Origin of the sequence: Halomonas sp. JS92-SW72 (assembly GCF_003547075.1) — a bacterium.
GTDB classification, from domain to species: Bacteria; Pseudomonadota; Gammaproteobacteria; order Pseudomonadales; family Halomonadaceae; genus Halomonas; species Halomonas alkalicola.
The window spans coordinates 1,086,076-1,105,514 of record NZ_CP032147.1 but is presented as its reverse complement, the minus strand read 5'-3'; the positions used below and the strand labels follow the sequence as shown (position 1 = coordinate 1,105,514).

The window sequence follows — 19,439 nt, the reverse complement described above, 5'->3', positions numbered from 1 at the left end:
ATAATGATAAGCCTTTCTTTAATGTTAACGATACCGACAACATTACTGGTGTTATTATTATCCTTTTGCCCACGGCAACAATCGCTTCTCGACCTGAGAGACGATGATATAGAGCACGATTGCCACGATCATCAACATGATCACACCGACCCAGACCACGTTGAGATTGAACAGGTTTCCGGCGACGAAGATCATGCGGCCAAGGCCACGATCAGAGGAGATGAACTCACCGCCGATTTCGGCAATCAGCGCAAAGCCGATATTCAAGCGAAAGGCCGAAATGATCCACGGCAGGGTCGCCGGCGCCACCACCTTTGTAAAGATTTCACGGCGGCTCGCACCCAGCGAACGCATCAGGTTGATCAGGTTTCGATCGATCTGGTGAGTCCCCTGGTAAGCGGACAGCAGAGCGACCACGAAGGTGGCGACGAACGCCAGCATAATTTTGGAAAACATGCCCGAGCCGAACCAGATGATGATCATTGGTGCCAGGGCGATCTTGGGCAGGCCGTTGAGCGCTACCATGAAGGGGTCGATGATGCGCGCCGTGGTGCGCGAGAACCAGAGCATCAAGCCACACAGTGAACCCAGAATACTACCAGCCAGGAAGCCCACCACCGTCGCATAGACCGTAGCGACCGTGTCGTTGAGCAGCTGTCCCGACTGAATCAGCCGCCAAGCCTCTCCGACGATACCCACCGGCGAGCCCATCAGGAAGGGATTGATCCAGCCCTGATTGACCCCGACTTGCCACATGATGATGACCAGCGCCAGGCCAGCTCCGCGCCAGAGATTGTCGGTCAGCAGCGTATTTCGATGCAGGTTCTCGTTGTTATCCTTGACGCTACCGGCGCGAATGGTATGTGTGTACAGCTGTGCTTCACTCATGACTCATCCCCGGTGATTTGAATATCGAGGTCATTCCAGATACTGTCGAAGAGCTCCTGGTAACGGGGATCGCTGCGCGCCTTGAGGCATGACCCCAGTTCACGGGAAAGGCCGACGTCGTAGACCTTCTTCACCGAAGTAGGGCGCTGGGTCATCACGGCAACTCGATCCGACATGGCAATGGCCTCACCGATATCATGCGTAATCAGCACCACTGTCTTGTGATTCTCCTTGAGGATATTGACTATTTCTTCTTCCAGAACCAATCGGGTCTGATAATCGAGAGCCGAGAAGGGCTCATCAAGAAGTATCAGGTCAGGATCGGTGATCAGGGTACGAATCAACGCCACCCTTTGGCGCATACCGCCGGAGAGTGTGCTGGGATACTGTTCCGCAAAGTCCGCCAGCCCGTAGCGGGCCAGATGGTCTCGCGCCATTTCGTAGCGCCGCGCCTTTTGCATGCCTCTTATCTCGAGGCCCAGACAGACGTTATCGATGATAGTGCGCCATGGAAACAGCAGATCACGCTGGAGCATATAGCCGATGCGCGCACCACACTCAGGGTCACTCCCGCGCAGAGTGATGCTTCCATCACTGGGCTCGAGCAGGCTGGCAATGATGTTGAACATCGTGCTTTTCCCGCAACCGCTGGGCCCCACAATGCTGACAAACTCTTCACTATGAATATCCAGGGTGATGTCCCTTATCACCTCAACATCTTCACCACCTGGGCTCGAGAATGTCTTCCTGACCCCCTCCAGGCTTATGACACCTTCACTGAGGAACCGCGAATCATCTGAACCTTTGAATCTGGCCGGACTAGAGACTGGAGCATTCATGGTCAATCCTTCCCAAGGCAGGGCGCCATAAAGAAAATAATGAATGCAAAATACAAAGCATCATTGATGCCACGACGAGATAAAAACCAACAGAATCAATAGATAATTTAAATTCCCCCGTCATCACGGACCAGGCATCCAGCGCCATGCCGCCCTCCAGTGGTGCAGGGCGTCACATGAATGCACTAAATCGCCCTGGCCAACAGGCAAAGGAAAGTTTCATGAATCACGCAGGCAGGCCTGGCAACCCAGCTGCTAATCGACAAAACCAGGCCCCTTGATACTTGATATTCACCCAGCACACGAACAAGGGCGCTCAGGGAGTCTTCACGCCACGCCTCGGCGCCGCCTGGCGCTGCTCCAGTCGTCGTTCGTAGAATCCCTTGGCAATGAGTGTCATCAGCAAGGAGAGGGCCGCGGCGATCAGAGGGCAGGTAGCCAGGATCAGCAACACGTTGCCCGCCCTGGTGTACTGGTTGCCGAGCACGAAGCCGCAGGTGGTCAAGCTGAACAGCAGCGCCACGGCGATTCCGATGCCGCCGCAGCGGCGATAGGCGGCCAGAGTGTCGCGGCCATGGCGGGCCAGCACGATCAGCAGGAAGCCGAGGGCCGACAGGTAGCCGCGCCACATCAGGATCTCGGCATCGGGCAGGGCCGCCAGCTTGATCAGCAGGGCATCGGGCGCCATGATCAGCGCCCCGGCCCCGGTGATATGGCCAAGGCTTCAGCCGGCTGCCTTCCCTCTGAAGCCTACCTCTCAGTCGCCCATCGAGCGAACTGCTCGCCGCAGCCGGTACATCCTCAGCGCGTTGGACAGTGCATCCGCCCCCATCACCACGACGCCGGGTATCGACCCCGCTTGCAGATTGAACGCCACCCAGAGCAGGCTGCCGAGAAGCAGGGCCCCGCGGCGGGAGAGGCCTTGAAGGAAGAACACCCCCACGCTGCCGGATACCACCGCAGTGATCGGCAGCAGATCCCAGGCGCTCTGCCAGCTCATGCCCCCTGAGACCAGGTAGAGCAGGATGAACAGGCCCGCCAGCCACGCACCCCGGTAGCGGATGCCGACCAGATTGCGCACCGCCGTGATCAGGTTGAGCAGTGCCGCCGTGGGCTGGGCCAGCATCAGGAAATGCAGGCTCCAGGCCACGCAGGAGCCCGAAAGCAGCACCAGCATTCTGACGTCCTGACGGCACTGGAAGGCCAGCACGCCGAGCAGGGCCGCCACGCCGCCGATCCCCTGTGACCACAGCCAGGCATCGCTCACGAAGCGTCGAACCGCGCCGCGATGGTGCCGGGCGCCAGTGGCAGCGCCTGGCAGCGCGTCCAGATGCGCTCATAGGCGGGGCGCAGTGTCTCCGTGCGTTGTTCGGCTTCCCCGATGGCCGGCCTCAGTCGCTCCATCGCCTGCTCAATGCGCCGGGCGATTTCGCGCTGATCGAGCCGCGTCAGCTGGCCATCGGCCACCACCCGCTCGCCCTCGACGAACACCGAATCGATGCCGATACCGCTTTCACCAAACACCAGCTGGCGCAGGGGGTCATTGAGTGGCGTGAAGGCCGGCGCATCGAGCCGGTAGAGCACCAGGTCGGCACGCTGCCCCGGGGCGATACGCCCCAGGCGGTCCTCCAGGCCCAGGGCGCGGGCACCGCCCAGGGTCGCGGCCTCAAGGGCCTCTTCGGCCCCGATCCAGCGCCGGTAGTCGTCGCCACGCAGCTTGTGGAGCAGCGCCGTGTTGGCGACCACGCGGAGCATGTCGGTGGATTCCAGCGAGCCGCAGCCGTCGGTGCCCAGGCTGACGTTGACACCGGCGTCGAGCAGCGCACGCATCGGCATCAGCCCCGAGCCCAGCTTGAGGTTGCTGTTGGGGTTGTGCTGCACGCTGGCACCGCTCGCCGCGATCCGGGCGATATCGTCGGGAGTCAGCCAGACGGCATGAATCAGCGAGGTCCCAGGGGCCAGGAAGCCCAGCTCGTCGAGATGCTGGAACAGCGTTTTGCCGCGCTCGTGCCAGGCCGAGGCGGCCTGGAGCCGGGTCTCCTGCACGTGGATGATCACCGGCAGTTCGGTGGCATCGGCCAGCTCGCGCACCCGGCGCAGGAAGCCATCGCTGCAGCGCTGAGGTGCCGAGGGCGCCAGCAGAACGCCAACCCGGTTCTCTCGCGGGTGGCGAGTGGCCGCCAGGGTCTCGACGAGCCGCAGGTACTCGTCCGGCGGCGTGGCATGGGCAGGCGCCAGGCCGGCCAGGGTCTCGGCACAGCACTCCTCACGGATGAACGGCACGCTTTCGTGAAACGGCACATCGAACAGCGTCGGGCCGAGCAGCGCGCGAATGCCGATATCCTCGTAGGCGGCCAGCGCCGCCTCGACGTGTTCGGGGTCGAGCACCGGTGACGCATTGAAGTCGTCGACGATGCAGGTGGTCCCTGAGAGCAGAGCCTGGCTCGCTCCCACCAGGGTTCGCAGGTAGACGTCATCGGCGGTGAGCGGCAGCGGCTTCGCCGGGCGGACGTAGTTCATCCACAGCTCGAGGGGCAGACGGTCGTAGCGCCCCTTGTGGAAATTCTCGTGGGAGTGGTGATGGCCGTTGATGAAGCCGGGTACGGCCAGGGTATGCCGGGCATCGATGGCCTCGCCCACCGGTGGCGCCGACCCGGCCGGTCGCACGGCACGAATCTCGCCGCTTTCGATGACGATATCCACGGGATCGGGCAGCACGCCGGCCCCATCCTCGGTGAGGGCTCTCGGCCCCATCAGGGTCAACTGGGTCATGATGAAACGGGCCGACGACCGCGAATGGGCGGCCGTCGGCGCTCTCCTTGAGGTAGTGGGTCACTCGCCCAGGTAGGCCTCGCGCAGGGCGGCCTGCTCGGCTTCCAGCGCCTCGGCAAACTCCTCATGCCCCAGGAACTGGATACCGGAGCCGATCTGGCCGATCAGGCGCAGGAAGCCTTCGTCCTGGGTCAGGCGCTCGAAGCCGTCGCTGAGCTCGGCAATCACCTCCTCGGGCGTGCCGGCCGGCGCCATCACCCCGCGCCAGAACTGGAAGACCACGTCATAACCCTCCTCCTGGCAGGTGGGGATATCGGGAAAGGCCTCGTCGCGCTCGATGTCGGTCACGCAGAGCCCCACCAGGGTCCCCGCTTCGAGGTGCTCGCCCACCACGCTGGCGTCGCCGGCATAGGCCATGGTGTTGCCGCCCAGCAGCTGGGTCACGGCGGGGCCACCACCGCCCAGCTCCACCCCGCGCATCTCGATATCGGCAGTGGACTTGAGCATCTCGAAGACGGTGTAGGTCCAGCCGTTGCGGTTATCGGAGCTATAGACCAGGTCGCCCGGGTTGTCTGCGGCATGCTCGACCAGCTCGCCGATGGTCTGGAAGGGCTGATCCGGCGTGGTGACGAAGATCGCCGAACTGTAGTTGATGCGCGCCACCGGCACGAAATCCTCCATGGCGTAGGGCAGGTCCTCGACCTGGGGGCGCAGCGAGTTGATGGTGGGGTCGCCGAACAGCAGCATGGTGCCATCGGGCGTGCTGCCGGCGACCTCCGCGGCCGCCACGGCGCCGCCGCCGCCGCCGCGGATCACCGAGATCAGCGGACGCCCGATGAACTCTTCACCGACCGCGGTGATGATGCCCGCATGCAGCGAATGGGAGCCACCGGCCGGATAGGGGGTGACGAAGCGAATCGGTTCGTCGGGAAGATGGCTCTCCTCGGCCAGTACGGCAGTGGCAGAGCCGAGGCTGGCGGCGGCCAGCGATGCAGAGAGCAGCGTCAGGGACAGGGCGTGACGGGTCATGAGTCGCCTCCTTTGGCGTTGTGGGACTTCATGCGACGGGACCTGGGGAGCCGAGAGGCGGCCCCCTGGGGCTTCAGCCCTCGCCACGCCATGACGACGATGACCAGGGCCAGAAGACAGAGAAGCGCGAGGCTGCCCGGGCGCGACCAGAAGATCGCCAGGCTGCCGTTGGAGAACACCAGGGACTGCCGGACGGCGGTTTCGAAGCCCGGCCCCAGCAGCAGCCCGATGATCAGCGGCGCGATGGGAAAGCCGGTGCGCCGCATCAGGTAGCCCAGGCCGCCGCCGAAGGCCAGGATCAGCAGGTCGAAGCGGCTGGAATTGACGGCATAGGCGCCACATACGCAGAGCAGCAGCACGCAGGGGTAGAGCACGCTCGGCGGGATGCGGGTCACCTGCTTGAGCCAGCGAATCGCCGCCAGGCCAAACACCAGCAGCAGCACATTGGTCACCAGCAGCACCAGGAAGAGCCCAAACAGGAAGCCGGGATTCTGCTGGATCAGCAGCGGCCCCGGCATCATGCCCTGGGCCATCAGCGCCCCGATCAGCACCGCCGTGATGGTGTCACCGGGGATCCCGAAGACGGTCATGGGAATCAGTGCCGCGGGCACCACGGCATTGTTGCCGGCCTCGGCGGCGGCCAGCCCCTCGGGGGAGCCCTTGCCGAACCGCTCCGGTTCGCGGGAGCGGCCGCGTGCCAGGCCATAGGCGATCCAGCAGGCGATCTCGGCACCCAGCCCCGGCAGCGATCCCAGGAAGGCCCCCACGGAGGTAGAGCGAAGGAGGGTGGGTCGCAGCGCCCAGAACTCCGCCCAGCGCAGCCGTTCGCCGCCATGCTGGACCCGCCCGGCGCTCTCCTGTGCAGAAGGCGGATGGGTCAGCTGCATCAGGATCTCGCTGAGGGCAAACATGCCGATCAGCAGCGGAATCAGTGATACCCCCGCCAGCAGGTCGGTATTGCCGAAGGTGAAGCGCTGGTAGCCCGACATGGGGTCGAGCCCGATGCAGGCCACCAGCAGGCCCAGCCCTGCCGCCGCCAGGCCCTTGAGGAAGCTCTCGCCGCTCACCGTGGCGATCATGGTCAGGGCGATCAGGTAGAGGAGCGCAAACTCCGGCGAGCCGAACCGGATCGCGATGGTCGCCAGCGGCACCGCCACCAGGATCAGTACCAGGGTGGCCATGAAATCGGCGACCACCGAACTGTAGAGGCTCAGTTCCAGCGCCTTGCGCGACTTGCCCTGAACCGTCATGGCGTAGCCGTCCCGGGCGGTCGCAGCCGCGGCCGCCGTGCCCGGCGTATTGACCAGGATCGCCGGAATGGAGCCGCCGTAGATGGCCCCCTTGTAGATGCCCAGCAGGAACGGGATGCCGATGGCCGCTTCCATGAAGAAGGTGAAGGGCGCCAGCACCGCCACCGCCATGGTCGCCGTGAGGCCGGGCAGCGCACCGATCAGGATGCCGCCGGCCAGACCCGCCGAGAGCGCAAGGAAGGTCCAGGGCGAGGCCAACATGGCGAGCCCCTGCTGGAGGATGCCGAAATCGATCACCGCAGCACCCCCCGGGGGAAATAGATCCCCATCACGCCTTCGAAGAGGTGAATGACCAGGGTCGGCGGCACGATCGCCAGCGCCAGCAGTAGCGGCCAGCGCCGCTCACCGAACAGCAGCGCCAGCGAGGGCACCGCGAGCATGGTCACCAGCCAGATGCCCAGCCAGGGCAGGCCTGCCGCCACCGCGACCATCAGGCCATAGGCCACCAGGGCACGCGACGTGCGCCCCCGGGACATGCTCACCGGGGCAGCCGGGCGCCAGGCCATGAGCACCAGCACCAGGCCGACGCCCGTGACCAGCAGGGCCACCAGGCCCGGAAAGAAGGCCGCCGAGCCGATGTCGCCCGGATCGCCATAGGGCGGGGGCGTGGCATGGACGATCCGCAGGAACAGCAGGCCCACCGCCATGACGGCCAGGCCCATCAGGGTCTCGACCGTCCGCGCGAGCCGCGACGGCAGGAGAGGCGTGTCGGAGGTCATCTCGTCACCTCCCCGGCCGGACGCGTCAGCGCGACCTCGCCCACCCCGTCAAAGCGGGCCTTTACGCCTCCACCCGGTGGCACCTCGAGCATGCCGCACCAGCTGCCCGTGGCGATGAGGTCACCGGCCTGCAGGGGCCAGCCACGCGCGGCGGCATGGGTGGCCAGCCAGGGCAGCAGGGCCAGGGGGTCATCCAGGGGGTGGTGCCAATCGTCATGAGCTTCCGCCACCCCCGTGGCCTCGAGGGACAGCCGAGCCGGGTGGACCCAGCCCGATACGCCGGCGCCTGTCACCAGGCCTCCGTGCATCTGCAGGTCGGCCAGGAGAAAGGCCGGGGGCAGCTTGCGCCAGGCCTCTGCCCGCACATCGAAGCACTCGATCACGGCAAGGGTTTCCCCTACCGCGGCCTCGGCCTCCTGGCGGCCGGCGCCTGCCGGCAGCGGGCGAGACAGGCGAACCGCCAGCTCCACCTCGATACCGGCCACGCTCACCGGGTCGCGCATCCGGGCCGGGCTTTGCTGGTAGAGGCCATCGGGAATCGGCGCTGCCTTGGGTGGATGGCCCATGGCCAGCTTCCATCCGTGCGGGCGGCCAGATGGCCACCAGCCCAGGCGCGTGCCCAGCGCCGTCTGAACCGCATAGGCGGCATCGTCCCCCGTCGGGGACAGGCGCCGGGCCTCCTCGGCCGACATCGGCTGGCCCGTCTGCCAGGCCAGGGCCAGCGCCTCGACCAGGGGCGCCGCCGGCTTGCCGCTCACGCCGACCATGTCACGCCACCCTCGGGTCGCGGCTTGGGTCGGGCCGGCTCCGGCAGGTCGCAGGGCAGGAAGTGGCCGCGACCGGCGACCCCCAGGTAGGCGCCATCACGCCAGACGACCTCACCACGGGAGAGGGTCAACGCCGGCCAGGCACTGACCGGTATGCCCTCATAGGGGGTGTAGTCGACGGCGTGGTGCAGGTCCGCGTTGCGAATGGTGCGCGCAAGCCCGGTCTCCCAGATCACCAGATCGGCATCCGCCCCCACGGCAATCGAGCCCTTGCGGGGATAGAGCCCGTACATCCGCGCCACGTTGGTCGCCGTCAGGGCCACGAACTGCTGGATAGTCAGTCGGCCGGTCTCCACGCCATGGCTGAACAGCAGCGCCAGACGCGTCTCGAGACCGGGAATCCCGTTGGGGATACGGTCGAAGCTGGCCTCTTCGCCGGCGGCAAACTTGCCCTCGGGGCCGGCAAAGGTGAAGGGGGCATGGTCCGAGGAAAAGACCTGGAAGACACCGCTCTCGAGGCCGTCCCAGACCACCTGCTGATTGGCACGATCCCTGGGTGGCGGGCTGCAGATGCACTTGGCGCCATGATGATCGTCATCGCTGATGCCGAGATCCTCGGCGGTCAGGAAGAGGTACTGAGGGCAGGTCTCGGCATAGATCCGCAGGCCGTGGCTGTGGGCCCAGCGCAGCTGTTCCACCGCCTCGCGACCGGACACATGCACGATCAGGATCGGCACATCGACCAGCTCGGCGTAGGCGATGGCCCGGTGGGCGGCCTCCCGCTCGACCAGCATGGGACGGGCCGCCGCGTGGTAGCGCGGGGCGGTATGGCCCTGCGCCAGCAGGCGCTCGGTCAGCCAGGCGATGCAGTCGGCGTTCTCGGCGTGCACCATCACCATGGCGCCGTGCTCGCGAGCGACCGCCAGCACGTCGATGATCTCCCGGTCGGCGAGCTTCAGATCGTCATAGGTCATGTAGATCTTGAAGGAGGTGTAGCCCTCGCGTATCAGTGCCGGCAGTTCCTCGCCGAGCACCTCGGGCGTGGGGTCCGTGACGATCAGGTGAAAGGCATAGTCGATGCACGCCTTGCCCTCGGCGCGGCGGTGGTAATCCTCCACGGCCGCTCGCAGGCTCTGTCCCTTGATCTGCAGCGCGAAGGGAAATACGGTCGTGGTCCCGCCGCAGGCCGCCGAACGGGTCCCGGTGAGGAAGTCATCAGCCATCCGCGAGCCGTCCGATGTTGGCTGGTCGAGATGGCAGTGCCCATCGATGCCCCCGGGGAGTACCCAGCGGCCGGCGGCATCGATCTCCTCGCGCCCGGCGGCCAATCCGCTGCCCAGCGCCACGATGATGCCGTTGCGGATGCCGATATCGGCCTCGAAGACGTCGGCCGCCGTGGCGCAGCGGGCGTGACGTATGACCAGGTCAAATTCGCTCATGGGTTCAGTCCTCCTTCCATCAGGCGGCCCCAGCCGGTGACGGGAATGCCCCCTTGCCCGGTCATCCGCAGCATCTTCCATACGACGGTGGCGGTGGTGTCCAGCACCGGCACTCCCAGCTCGGCCTCCCACTGGGGTACCAGATGGGCGGAACAGAGATTGGTACAGGCCACCACGATGGCCGGTGCTCCGGCCGCCGCCACCCGCCTCACCTGTGCCGTGAGGGCCTCCGCCGTGACTTCGGCGTAGGCGAAGTTCTCGCTGATACCGAGGTGATCCTCGGCCACGACCTCGAAGCCGGCGGCGCGGTAGTTCGCCAGAATCCGCGCCTGAACGTCCTCCGTGTAGGGAGTGACCAGGCCAAACTGCTTGAGCCCATGGGTCTCGAGGATCTCGTTGAGCGCCAGCATGGAGGTGGTCGCCGGCGTGCCGGTCTCCGCCTCGATGCGCTGACAGAGCGCGACGTCATGGTCGAACCCCAGCCATCCCGCGGAGGTCCCGCTCCAGCCGATCACATCGACGCGGGCGTCGGCGAGCAGGTTTGCCGCAGCGAGCACGTGGCGGTCGTCGAACTGCCCAAGTGCCTGCTCGCTCAGGGCAATCTCGGTAACGGTGAAGCGTGAGAAATGCGCGCTGACGCCAGGCAGCTGAGCCACCATCGCCGACGTGAGTGGCTCCAGGGCGGTATTGGACGAGGGTGTGAGCACCCCGAAACGAATGCGGGTCATAGTGAGGTTTCCCGATGAGCGTTGGTTTCAAGGCGGGTCAGCGTCAGCGGCTGTGCGCCCTCCCAGAGACAGCGGCGGCCCAGCTCGGGAAGCTGATCAAGCCCCTCCACCACCGTCATCACGTGATTACCGGCGATCGGCCCCAGCCGGCTGGCGAAGGCACAGGGTCCGTAGGCCAGCAGGATCTCGGTCTCGCTGTAGCCGCCGGGGTAGAAGAGCACCTCGCCGGGGGCGGGATAGCGGGTAGGTGTCTCCCAGGGCAGATCGAAGTCACGATCGCCAAGCGGTACCCAGACGCCCTCACCGCTCCAGCGCACGTGCACCAGCTCGGTCTCCCAGGGCAGCAGGCCCAGCAGGACCTCGACGCTGCGCGGTGCCTCCGGGTGCGTCTCGGCAATGAAGGTCAACTCACGACTGGTCAGGCAGAGGCGGTGCACGGGGTGGCTCATGACACGCCCTCCCGCCCCACCAGCCCGGCCAGGGCGCCCGGCAGGCCCAGGCAGGGCTTGGTGGGAGGAGCGGCATAGCTGCCTGAGGTCGCCGGGCGCGGGGCCAGCCGGGCCAGCAGCTCGGCCTGGCGCACCGCGCAGCTCACGCCATCGACGATCGGCACGGGGATTCGGCTCTCCACCTGACGGGCCAGGCCGGCCAGCGGCGCACCGGCGATGATCAGCACGTCGGCGCCATCCTCACGCACCGCCGATTCGCACAGGGCCACCAGTTGCTCTCCCTTGTCCTCCTGCACGGACCCGATGTTGCGCAGGGGCTCGTCCAGGCAGCGGATACCTGCCAACCGCGAAGCCATGCCGTAACGATCCACGGTCTCGCGATACCAGGCCTGAATGCGCCGGGAGATCGCCACGATTCCGATGCGACCACCCAGCATGGCGGCGCTCATCAGCGCACTCTCGGTCAGCCCGACCACCGGGATCGGCAGCATCTCGCGAGCCGCCTCGAGGCCCGGATCGCCGAAGGCGGCGACCACGGCCGCGTCATGCCCGCCATGGTGCTCGGCCAGCTCCACCAGCGTGGCGTAGGCGCCGATCGCCGCCTCGGCCCGCGTCTCGATATAGGCCACCCCGAAGGCGGCGGTGCGCAGGGTCAGTTCGGTGTCGGGAGCGGCGCTGCGCCGTGCCTCGTTGGCGATCAGCTCGGTGACGCTGTGGGAAATGTTGGGATTGACGATCAGCAGCTTCATCGGGTGCTCTTCCTTCATAGCTGGGCACGGGCACGCTGCCACAGCGCCTCGGCGGCAGACTGGGCATCGGCCAGCAGGGTCGCGGTGTCGGCGCGGCAAAGCTCACCGCCCTCGACCACGACCTCTCCGTTACAGATCACGACGTCGATATCCCGCCCCTGGGCGGTATGCACCAGGTTGCCGAGGGCATTGATCAGCGGGACGAGATGCGGACGGCGGAAATCGAAGGCGACCAGGTCGGCGCGCTTGCCCGGGGTGAGCGACCCCAGCTCGGCCTCCAGTCCGAGTGCCCGGGCGCCACCGAGAGTGGCCATCTCCAGCACGTGATGAGGCTGCCAGGTCTCGTTGACCTCCCCCTCCTGCACGCGCCCCATGATCAGCGCCCAGCGCATCACCTCGACCATGTCGGCATGCATGTTGTCGGTGGCCAGTGCCAGGTTGGCGCCGGCCTCGCGCAGGCGGGTGGTGGGCGCGATACGTCCGCCGGTGGCATTGCCGCGCGGCACATGGGCGATATTGGTGCCGCTGGCGCCGATGCGTGCGATGTCGCTGTCGCTGACGTACATGCAGTGGGCGGCGGTAAACCGGGGCCCGAGCAGGCCGACCTCCTCGAGCAGCTCGGTGGGGCTCATGCCGTCGCGCTCCTGCACGCGGTGGTTCTCCTTGAGGCTCTGGGAGAGATGGCCATTCACCCGAATGCCCAGGGCGTCACGGGCCTCGGCCACCCTGGCCAGCAGGTCACGTGAGCAGGTGTCCGGGGCATGAGCCGCCAGCTCGACTCCGAGCCGCCCGTCCATGCCGCCCTGCCAGCGCTCATGCAGTGCCACGGCCTGGGCCAGGGTGCGCTCGCCGATCTCGGCGCGGTGCTCCCAGATCCCTTCGTGCACTCGGCTGAAGTCCACGTCGTGGATACGCCCGCAGGTGATCACCCGCATGCCCAGTTCCCCCATGGCCGGCAGGGTCAGGTCGGCATGCACATAGCTGTCGTTGATCAGGGTGGAGCCGAACAGCAGCGCCTCGGCGGCACCCAGCCGGGCCAGTGCCACCGCCTCCTCCTCGCTGACCTCGTGACCGTGGGGCACGCCCGGGGTATAGGCCGGGGCAAAGCCCATGTCCTCGGCGACACCGCGCACCATGGTCAGGATGGTGTGGGTATGCACATTGACGAAGCCCGGCGTGATGACATGGCCGCTCAGGTCCAGCGTTCGCCGCGCCGGTGGCAGCGGGACGCCGGGGTCGTCCGGCCCGATCTCGACCAGGCGTCCGCCGTGGATCACCAGTCGTGCGCGGGGAATCTCGCCGAGCACCGGGTCGACGGTGATGGCGCGAGGGCCATGAATCACCAGGTCGGCGGGGTGGGCAGCATCAAACATCAGCGTCTCCTTGTGGAATCAGAAGCCCAGGGCCCGCGGCAGCGCCGTGACGAGCTGCGGGAAGGCAATGCAGAGGCCGAGGATGGCGAACTGGAAGGCGACGAACGGCAGGGATTCGGCGACGAGCTTCATCATGGGAACGCGGGTGATGCCGCTCATGACGAAGTAGAGAACACCGACGGGCGGCGTCATCATGCCGACCACCAGGTTGTACATGAACAGGAAGCCGAAATAGAGCGGATCGATGCCGTAGGCCACCGCTACCGGCGCGAACAAAGGCACCAGCATGATGTAGGCCGCATTGGACTCGATCAGCATGCCCACCAGGACCAGCAGCGCCATGGTGAGCAGGATGAACAGCATCGGGTCGCTGGTCAGGGATTGGATAAAGGCCGACAGCATCATCGGCACCATCTCGATGGTGAAGACGAAGGTCAGCGCCGAGGCGAAGGCGATCAGGGCCCCGACCATGGCGGAGGTGACCGCCGCCCGGTAGAGGCAGCCCGGCAGGTCGGCCAGGCGCAGCCGCCGGGTGATCACGAAGCCGATGAAGGCGGAATAGACCACCGCAATGGCGGCACCTTCCGTGGCGGTGAAGACGCCGCCGACGATGCCCCCCACCACGATCACCGGCATCAGGATGATGACGACGGCGCGCCGCGCCTGATGGGCCACGTTGCAGAGGTTGAAGCGCTCGCCGGTCAGGGCGTAGCCGCGCTTCCAGGAGATGAACGAGGCGATCGCCATGAACCCCAGGGCCAGCAGGATGCCGGGCACGATCCCGGCCAGGAAGAGCCCGCCCACCGAGACCGATGAGCCCGCCATCAGGGCGTAGACGATCATGGCGTTGCTGGGCGGAATCACCGGGCCAAGATTGGCGGCCGAAGCGATGACGGCGCCGGAGTAGGCGTCCGGGTAGTACTTGCGCAACGCCGGCACCAGAGTGCTGCCCATGGCGCTGGCGCTGGCCACGGCCGCCCCGCTGACCGAGGCGAAGATGGTGCCTGAGGTGATCGTGACATGGGCCAGGCCACCGTGCATGCGCCCGACCAGGCTGTTGGCGAAGGCGATCAGGCGATCCATGATGCCGGCCCTCACCATCAGCTCGCCTGCCAGCATGAACAGCGGTATCGCCATCAGCGGGAAGCTGTTGACGGCATGCATCATGCGCTGGGGCATCACCACCAGCTCGAAGTCGAGCATCCAGAGCCCGGCCAGGGAACCGAAGCCCAGCGCAAAGGCAAGCGGCATGCCGAGCACGGCAAGGAAGAGAAAGAGTCCTACGGCGAGCCAGGTCATGCGATCTCCTCCTCCCAGGTGCGCGAGCCGCCCCAGGCCAGCAGCGCCAGGTGCAGAAAGGCATGCAGGCCGCAGATCAGCACGGCGATGTAATAGATGGATGAGGTGATGGGCAGGGTCGGCATCAGCTCCGGCCAGCGGTCCACGGTCGCGACCCAGGCCCCCAGGGTGACCGTCAGCATCAGCAGGGTGGCGATAGCGGCCATGGCCCGGAAGAGCCACTCCCGCAGCCAGACAGGCATCAGCATTACAAAGAGGTCGATGCCCACATGGACGCCATGCTTCACCCCGTGGGGAATGGCCAGGAAGATCGCCCAGATGAAGAACAGCCGGGACAGCTCATCGGCGGAATCGATGGACGACCCCAGCACGTAGCGCCAGAACACCTGCAGCGACACGATGGTGGCCATCAGACCCATGACCAGGACGATGGCCCAGTAGGTCGTCGCGTCGCAGACGCCGACCAGGCGCTTGAGGGCGCCGAAGGCCCCGCCCCTGGGCGGCGGGGCAGGACGGGTCTCACGGGACGGATCGGACGAGAGCGTCATGACGAGACCTCACAGCGCCGCTTCGGCTTCCTGGAACACCAGCTCGATGAAGTCCGGGTCCACCCGGTCCTTGAGGCTCTCGGCGACCTCCAGGGTGGCCTCACGCAGTTCGGCGCGCAGTTCGGTGGAGATCGGGGTGAACACCATGCCCCCCTCGATCAACTGCTCGCGCCAGGCGTCCTCTTCTTCCGTGGCGGCCTCACGCTGCCAGAGCATCGCCGTCTGCATGGCATCGTCGATGATCTCGCGATGCTCCTCGGACAGGGCGTTGTAACGTCGCTGGTTGGCCACCGCGTTGATGAAGTCGTAGAAGTGCCCGCTGTCCGACAGGTGCTCCTGAACCTCGTTGAAGCGACGACTGGCGATGATGTTGTAGGGGTTCTCCTGCCCATCCAGCACGCCCTGCTGCAGGGCAGAGTAGAGTTCGGAGACATCCATCGAGACGGGGTTGGCGCCCAGTGCACGGAAGGTCTGCAGATGTACTTCGTTGGGCTGCAGGCGAATGCGCATGCCCTCGAAATCCTCCACCGAGGTGATGGGACGCAGGTTGTTGGTGACGTGACGAAAGCCCAGCTCGCCGTAGCCCAGGTTGACGAGGCCCAGTTCCGCCATCTTGGCGTCAAGATGCTCGCCGACGGGGCCGTCCATCACCGCAAACGCCTGGTCGCGGTTGTCGAACAGGAACGGAAGGCTAACCGCCTCGTAGTCCGGGACGGAGCGGGTGAAGTAGGCAATGGATGTGAACACCGCGAAGATGCTGCCGGAGCGGACCTGATCCACGTTCTCGGTCGCCCCACCCAGCTGCATGGCCGGGAACAGATCGACGCGGATCTCGCCGTTGGAGGCGCTCTCTACCTCCTCCTTGAACACCTCCATGGCACGGGACACCGAGTGGTCGGTCGGGAAGTTGCCAGCGACCCGCAGGCGTTCGGTGGCCAGCACCGAGGAGGACAACAGCATGCCAGCCGTCAGCAGAGACGCTACTTTCAGCAGGTGGGACTTGGACATCAGGAAACCCTCCGTTCGTTGTCGTGGGGGCGGCCTGGACATGATTGACCCTTGCCGCCTGCCAGGATCCAGCAAGCGGTATGCCAGCCGCATAGGCCCACATCGGGCGTTAGCGCCAGCGATGTCTCAAGCTCCTGATTTTAATTGTAAAAGATTTTGTCTTTAATTTTTTACAAAGATAATGTTTTATATATTGAGTACAATTTGTGAGTTAGGAACCGCACGCAAAGTGTGCAAGAATCACGGCAACGCGCCCTGACGGTGCATTCCAGCTGCCGATCGACATGGTCGGCCCCGGGGCAGATCGCCGTTTCTGGCACGCATCGAGCTGCGGCATACTGAGCCCCACCATCAGACGGACGAGGACACCATGGACGCCTCCACCTCGAAACTTGCCATCGAGCAGATCGCCGAACGCATCACCGATGCGGTCATGGAGCATCGGCTGCCGCCGGGCATCAAGCTGGTGGAGGAAAAGCTGGCAAGCGCCTTCGGGGTGAGCCGGACGAAGATTCGTCAGGCGCTGACGCTGCTCGCCAAGGAGGGGCTGGTGACGTTGCACCCGAACCGGGGGGCCTTCGTGACGCGACCCAGCGCAGCTGAGGCACGCGACCTATTCGCCACACGCCGCCTGGTGGAGCCCGAGATTGTTCGCAACGTCATCGAAAGAGCCTGCCCGGGTGACCTGGCCAGGCTGCGTGCGCATCTTGAAGAAGAGGCCGAGGCGCGCCGCCAAGGTGACCGGCGGCGCATCATTCGGCTATCGGGGCAGTTTCATATGCTGCTGGCGAAGGTCAGCGGCAACAGCTTCATCGAGAAGCTGATGGCAGAGCTCTGCCCTCTGACCTGTCTGATCATCGCCCTCTACGACGAACCGCAGACCCCCGCCTGCCCGGAGGACGAGCACAGCGACATCGTCGAGGCGATCGCTCAACGGGATGAGACGCGAGCCATTGCGCTCATGCTCCATCACTTGCACCACATCGAGCAGGCACTGCATCTGGACTCCCCCTCCGAGCGGGACATCCACTGGGAAACCCTCTACGGGTAGTGGCAGTTTCAGGCTTGCATTGCCACCCAAACGGGTAGAGGCCGGTGTCACCCCCGGCGCCCTCCCACACCACCTCGGGTACCTTTGGGCATACGGCGGTTCATGAAGAACGGCTAAGCCCTCTCGCCGTGTCGAGTACCGAGACCGGGCCAAGCCAGTCGAACCACTTCCGCGGCAGCGCCTGATTCATGCGCGAGGCGCCGACATTCCGCCAGGGGCCTCGCCCGCTACCCGGTGACTGCCAGGCACGCTGAGGATCCAGCCCCAGCCCTGCAGGACAGGGGGCCGCTCTTCGATCACACGTCCGATGGTTCGCCCCCTGTCGCGCTTGAGGGTCTCACGAACACGCTGCATCAAGCGCTGCAGACGGGCCATGGCGATGGCCAGCCGGGCCTCAGATCAGTCGACGTAGGTCAGGTTGGTCTCCCAGCTCTCGCTGCTGACCTCGATGGCCGCCCTTACCGCCGCCTCATCGCCCGCCTGGAAGGCGGCATAGATGGCCCGATGGTCCTTGAGTGCGACCTCGGGCAGCGTCTGCATGGAGGTTTCCAGGGCCGCCTCGATCAGTTGGATCAGGGTCTCGCCCACCCGGATGGTCATCGGGTTGTGGGTCGCCTGCAGGATCGCGCGGTGGAAGGCGACATCATGACGCGCCGTCTGCTCCCCGTTGGCGATCGCCGAGGCCATGGCCTCGATGCTCTGCTGGATGCGGACATGGTCCTCCGGCCGGGCATTGTGCATGGCCTGCAGGGTATAGGCGGGCTCGAACATCTGGCGGAACTCGAGCACGTCTCGTGTCATGCCCCGAGCCAGGATCATGCCGAAGGCCATCGGGTCCACCAGGGGGGCCCCCGGCTCGCGGCAGATCATGGTGCCCTGCCCCCGCTTGACCTCCACGATGCCAATGGCCTGGAGCATCTTGATGGCCTCACGGACGCTCGACTTGCCGATCCCCAGGGTCTGGGTCAGCTCGGTCTCCGATGGCAGGTAATCGCCCGGCTGGAGCTCACCGCGAATCAGGGCCTCCTTGATGCGTTCCAGTAGCTGCAGGGCGACAGAGCTGCGGTCGATGGAGCTGCCGAAACTCTCCATGGAGGTGAGCGGCAGTGTGGGCTGGCGTTTCAGGCTCATGCTGGCCTCTCGTGTTGGCGTGGCGTGCCGCATCGAAGCGAATTTTGATTTGTCGATGCCGAAAAAGTTGGACGTCCTGTCATTTCCCGCTTGCAGGCGACTCGAAATCGAGTCTAGCATGGGCTCAGACAGCAGACAGCAGACATCTGATGTCTGAACACTGAAACGGCATCACGGGCCCAGGCCCGCATGCCCGAAACGGTGACAACAATGACAAGAACCAGGACAAGCGCCCGAGTGGTGGTCCTCACCACCGGCGGCACCATCGCCAGTAGCCCGGATGACTCAGGCCGCAACCGGTCAGGAGCGCTGCAGGGTGACGTACTGATGAGCCGGGTCTCGCTACCGGAAGGCGCGGCCATCGATGTCGAGGTCCGCTCCCTGCTGCAGAAGCCCAGCAATGCCATCACCCGCGATGACCTGATGCGCCTGCGCCGGGAGTGCCAGGCCCTGGCCGAGTCCCCTGATGTAGCGGGCATCGTCATCACCCATGGCACCGATACCCTCGAGGAGACCGCCTACTTCCTCGATATCACCCTGTCGGCTTCCCCCACCATCGTGCTGACTGGCTCGCAGCGCGCCCCCCACGAGCCCGGGACGGATGCCTTTCGCAACATCGCCGACGCCGTGATGGTCGCCGCCAGCGATGAGGCCCGCGGCCTCGGCACTCTGGTGGTGTTCAACCAGTCGATCTTTTCTGCCAGGCAGGTGCGCAAGGTCAGCAGCTTTCAGGTGAACGGCTTCGCCGCACCCGAGGCCGGCCCGCTCGGCTATGTCGACGGCGCAAGGGTGTGCGTCGCGATGCACCCCGCTCGCCCCGAGGCCCTGGGGCTCCCCGCCGATGCCACGCTGCCGAGGGTCGACATCCTGCCCGCCTACCTGGACGCCTCGCCCACCCTGCTGGAGGCCGCCGTTGCGGGAGGGGCCGCAGGCCTGGTGATCGATGGCCTGGGGCGTGGCCATGTCCCCCCGGACTGGCTGGATGCCATGCCGCGCATTACCGCGCAAGGCATCCCGGTGGCGATCGTCAGCAGCTGTCCCTCCGGGCCGGTCCACACCAGCTACGAATTCCTGGGCAGCCTGGCGAGCCTGGAGGCGACCGGCGTCATCGCCGTACCCGACCTGAGCGCCCGCAAGGCACGGCTCGCCCTGTCGGTCCTCCTCGCATCCGCGAACGGTGAGGTCGCCGCACCACTGCGAACCCTGACGGCCTGAGCATGGCCGGCAACATGCTCCGCCTGGCCGCGTCAGGCTGAAAGGGCCCGTACCGAGTGCGGGTGGCGCCGGGTCACGCCGGTGTCGAACGTCACGCGAAGATGCACACCAACAACCCAACAAGG

Annotated in this window: 21 protein-coding genes; 2 read left to right on the top strand and 19 right to left on the bottom strand. The window is 65.8% G+C overall.

From position 1 onward, the window contains the following. Positions 1-57: 57 nt before the first annotated feature. The 18 genes from D1793_RS05295 to D1793_RS05215 form a co-directional block, all read right to left on the bottom strand. Positions 58-888, bottom strand: a complete 831-nt coding sequence (locus tag D1793_RS05295) for an ABC transporter permease (RefSeq protein ID WP_119021218.1) — start codon at positions 886-888, stop codon at positions 58-60. After that, a complete protein-coding gene (locus D1793_RS05290; protein WP_119021217.1) occupies positions 885-1,727 on the bottom strand; it encodes an ABC transporter ATP-binding protein in 843 nt (280 codons plus the stop codon). Before D1793_RS05290 ends, D1793_RS05295 begins: the two co-directional genes overlap by 4 nt. Next, positions 1,708-1,875, bottom strand: coding sequence for a hypothetical protein (locus tag D1793_RS19385; protein WP_162899919.1), 168 nt, complete (start codon positions 1,873-1,875; stop codon positions 1,708-1,710). Before D1793_RS19385 ends, D1793_RS05290 begins: the two co-directional genes overlap by 20 nt. Positions 1,876-2,043: 168 nt before the next feature. Further along, the gene (locus D1793_RS05285; protein WP_240407779.1) at positions 2,044-2,415 is read right to left on the bottom strand and encodes a hypothetical protein; all 372 of its coding nucleotides are present in this window, start codon (positions 2,413-2,415) and stop codon (positions 2,044-2,046) included. Positions 2,416-2,484: 69 nt separating this feature from the next. Then, entirely contained in the window at positions 2,485-2,994 is a 510-nt protein-coding gene (locus D1793_RS05280; RefSeq protein WP_162899918.1) for a YgjV family protein, read from the bottom strand. Next, on the bottom strand, positions 2,991-4,499 hold the full coding sequence (locus D1793_RS05275; protein WP_119021215.1) for an amidohydrolase: 1,509 nt from the start codon (positions 4,497-4,499) through the stop codon (positions 2,991-2,993). Before D1793_RS05275 ends, D1793_RS05280 begins: the two co-directional genes overlap by 4 nt. A gap of 60 nt (positions 4,500-4,559) precedes the next feature. Then, positions 4,560-5,528 carry a tripartite tricarboxylate transporter substrate binding protein gene (locus tag D1793_RS05270; protein WP_162899917.1) on the bottom strand — a complete coding sequence of 323 codons (969 nt, stop codon included), beginning with the start codon at positions 5,526-5,528 and terminating at the stop codon, positions 4,560-4,562. Further along, positions 5,525-7,075, bottom strand: coding sequence for a tripartite tricarboxylate transporter permease (locus D1793_RS05265; protein ID WP_119021213.1), 1,551 nt, complete (start codon positions 7,073-7,075; stop codon positions 5,525-5,527). The genes D1793_RS05270 and D1793_RS05265 overlap by 4 nt, the downstream gene beginning before the upstream one ends. After that, positions 7,072-7,557: a tripartite tricarboxylate transporter TctB family protein gene (locus tag D1793_RS05260; protein ID WP_119021212.1), complete on the bottom strand. Its 486-nt coding sequence runs from the start codon at positions 7,555-7,557 to the stop codon at positions 7,072-7,074. The genes D1793_RS05265 and D1793_RS05260 overlap by 4 nt, the downstream gene beginning before the upstream one ends. Continuing rightward, positions 7,554-8,324, bottom strand: a complete 771-nt coding sequence (locus D1793_RS05255; RefSeq protein ID WP_119021211.1) for a fumarylacetoacetate hydrolase family protein — start codon at positions 8,322-8,324, stop codon at positions 7,554-7,556. The genes D1793_RS05260 and D1793_RS05255 overlap by 4 nt, the downstream gene beginning before the upstream one ends. Then, positions 8,312-9,763 carry a dihydropyrimidinase gene (hydA, locus tag D1793_RS05250; protein WP_119021210.1) on the bottom strand — a complete coding sequence of 484 codons (1,452 nt, stop codon included), beginning with the start codon at positions 9,761-9,763 and terminating at the stop codon, positions 8,312-8,314. Before hydA ends, D1793_RS05255 begins: the two co-directional genes overlap by 13 nt. Next, positions 9,760-10,491, bottom strand: coding sequence for an aspartate/glutamate racemase family protein (locus tag D1793_RS05245; protein WP_119021209.1), 732 nt, complete (start codon positions 10,489-10,491; stop codon positions 9,760-9,762). The genes hydA and D1793_RS05245 overlap by 4 nt, the downstream gene beginning before the upstream one ends. Continuing rightward, positions 10,488-10,940: a DUF3830 family protein gene (locus D1793_RS05240; protein ID WP_205527631.1), complete on the bottom strand. Its 453-nt coding sequence runs from the start codon at positions 10,938-10,940 to the stop codon at positions 10,488-10,490. The genes D1793_RS05245 and D1793_RS05240 overlap by 4 nt, the downstream gene beginning before the upstream one ends. Further along, on the bottom strand, positions 10,937-11,689 hold the full coding sequence (locus D1793_RS05235; RefSeq protein ID WP_119021208.1) for an aspartate/glutamate racemase family protein: 753 nt from the start codon (positions 11,687-11,689) through the stop codon (positions 10,937-10,939). The genes D1793_RS05240 and D1793_RS05235 overlap by 4 nt, the downstream gene beginning before the upstream one ends. 14 nt (positions 11,690-11,703) lie before the next feature. Next, positions 11,704-13,062 (bottom strand): amidohydrolase family protein, encoded by a 1,359-nt coding sequence (locus D1793_RS05230; RefSeq protein WP_119021207.1) that lies wholly within the window; start codon positions 13,060-13,062, stop codon positions 11,704-11,706. A gap of 18 nt (positions 13,063-13,080) precedes the next feature. Further along, positions 13,081-14,361, bottom strand: a complete 1,281-nt coding sequence (locus D1793_RS05225) for a TRAP transporter large permease (protein WP_119021206.1) — start codon at positions 14,359-14,361, stop codon at positions 13,081-13,083. After that, positions 14,358-14,909 carry a TRAP transporter small permease gene (locus tag D1793_RS05220; RefSeq protein WP_119021205.1) on the bottom strand — a complete coding sequence of 184 codons (552 nt, stop codon included), beginning with the start codon at positions 14,907-14,909 and terminating at the stop codon, positions 14,358-14,360. The genes D1793_RS05225 and D1793_RS05220 overlap by 4 nt, the downstream gene beginning before the upstream one ends. A gap of 9 nt (positions 14,910-14,918) precedes the next feature. After that, complete coding sequence (locus tag D1793_RS05215) at positions 14,919-15,917, bottom strand: TRAP transporter substrate-binding protein (RefSeq protein ID WP_119021204.1); 999 nt, start codon at positions 15,915-15,917, stop codon at positions 14,919-14,921. A 370-nt stretch (positions 15,918-16,287) separates the two neighbouring features. On the opposite strand from D1793_RS05215, the gene D1793_RS05210 reads away from it, so the two are divergent. Continuing rightward, positions 16,288-16,968, top strand: coding sequence for a GntR family transcriptional regulator (locus tag D1793_RS05210; RefSeq protein WP_119021203.1), 681 nt, complete (start codon positions 16,288-16,290; stop codon positions 16,966-16,968). Positions 16,969-17,367: 399 nt separating this feature from the next. Here the strand turns inward: D1793_RS05210 and D1793_RS05205 are convergent, their stop codons facing one another. Then, the gene (locus D1793_RS05205; protein WP_119021202.1) at positions 17,368-18,099 is read right to left on the bottom strand and encodes a FadR/GntR family transcriptional regulator; all 732 of its coding nucleotides are present in this window, start codon (positions 18,097-18,099) and stop codon (positions 17,368-17,370) included. 237 nt (positions 18,100-18,336) lie between these two features. On the opposite strand from D1793_RS05205, the gene D1793_RS05200 reads away from it, so the two are divergent. Further along, a complete protein-coding gene (locus D1793_RS05200) occupies positions 18,337-19,314 on the top strand; it encodes an asparaginase (RefSeq protein ID WP_240407778.1) in 978 nt (325 codons plus the stop codon). Positions 19,315-19,439 lie beyond the last annotated feature (125 nt).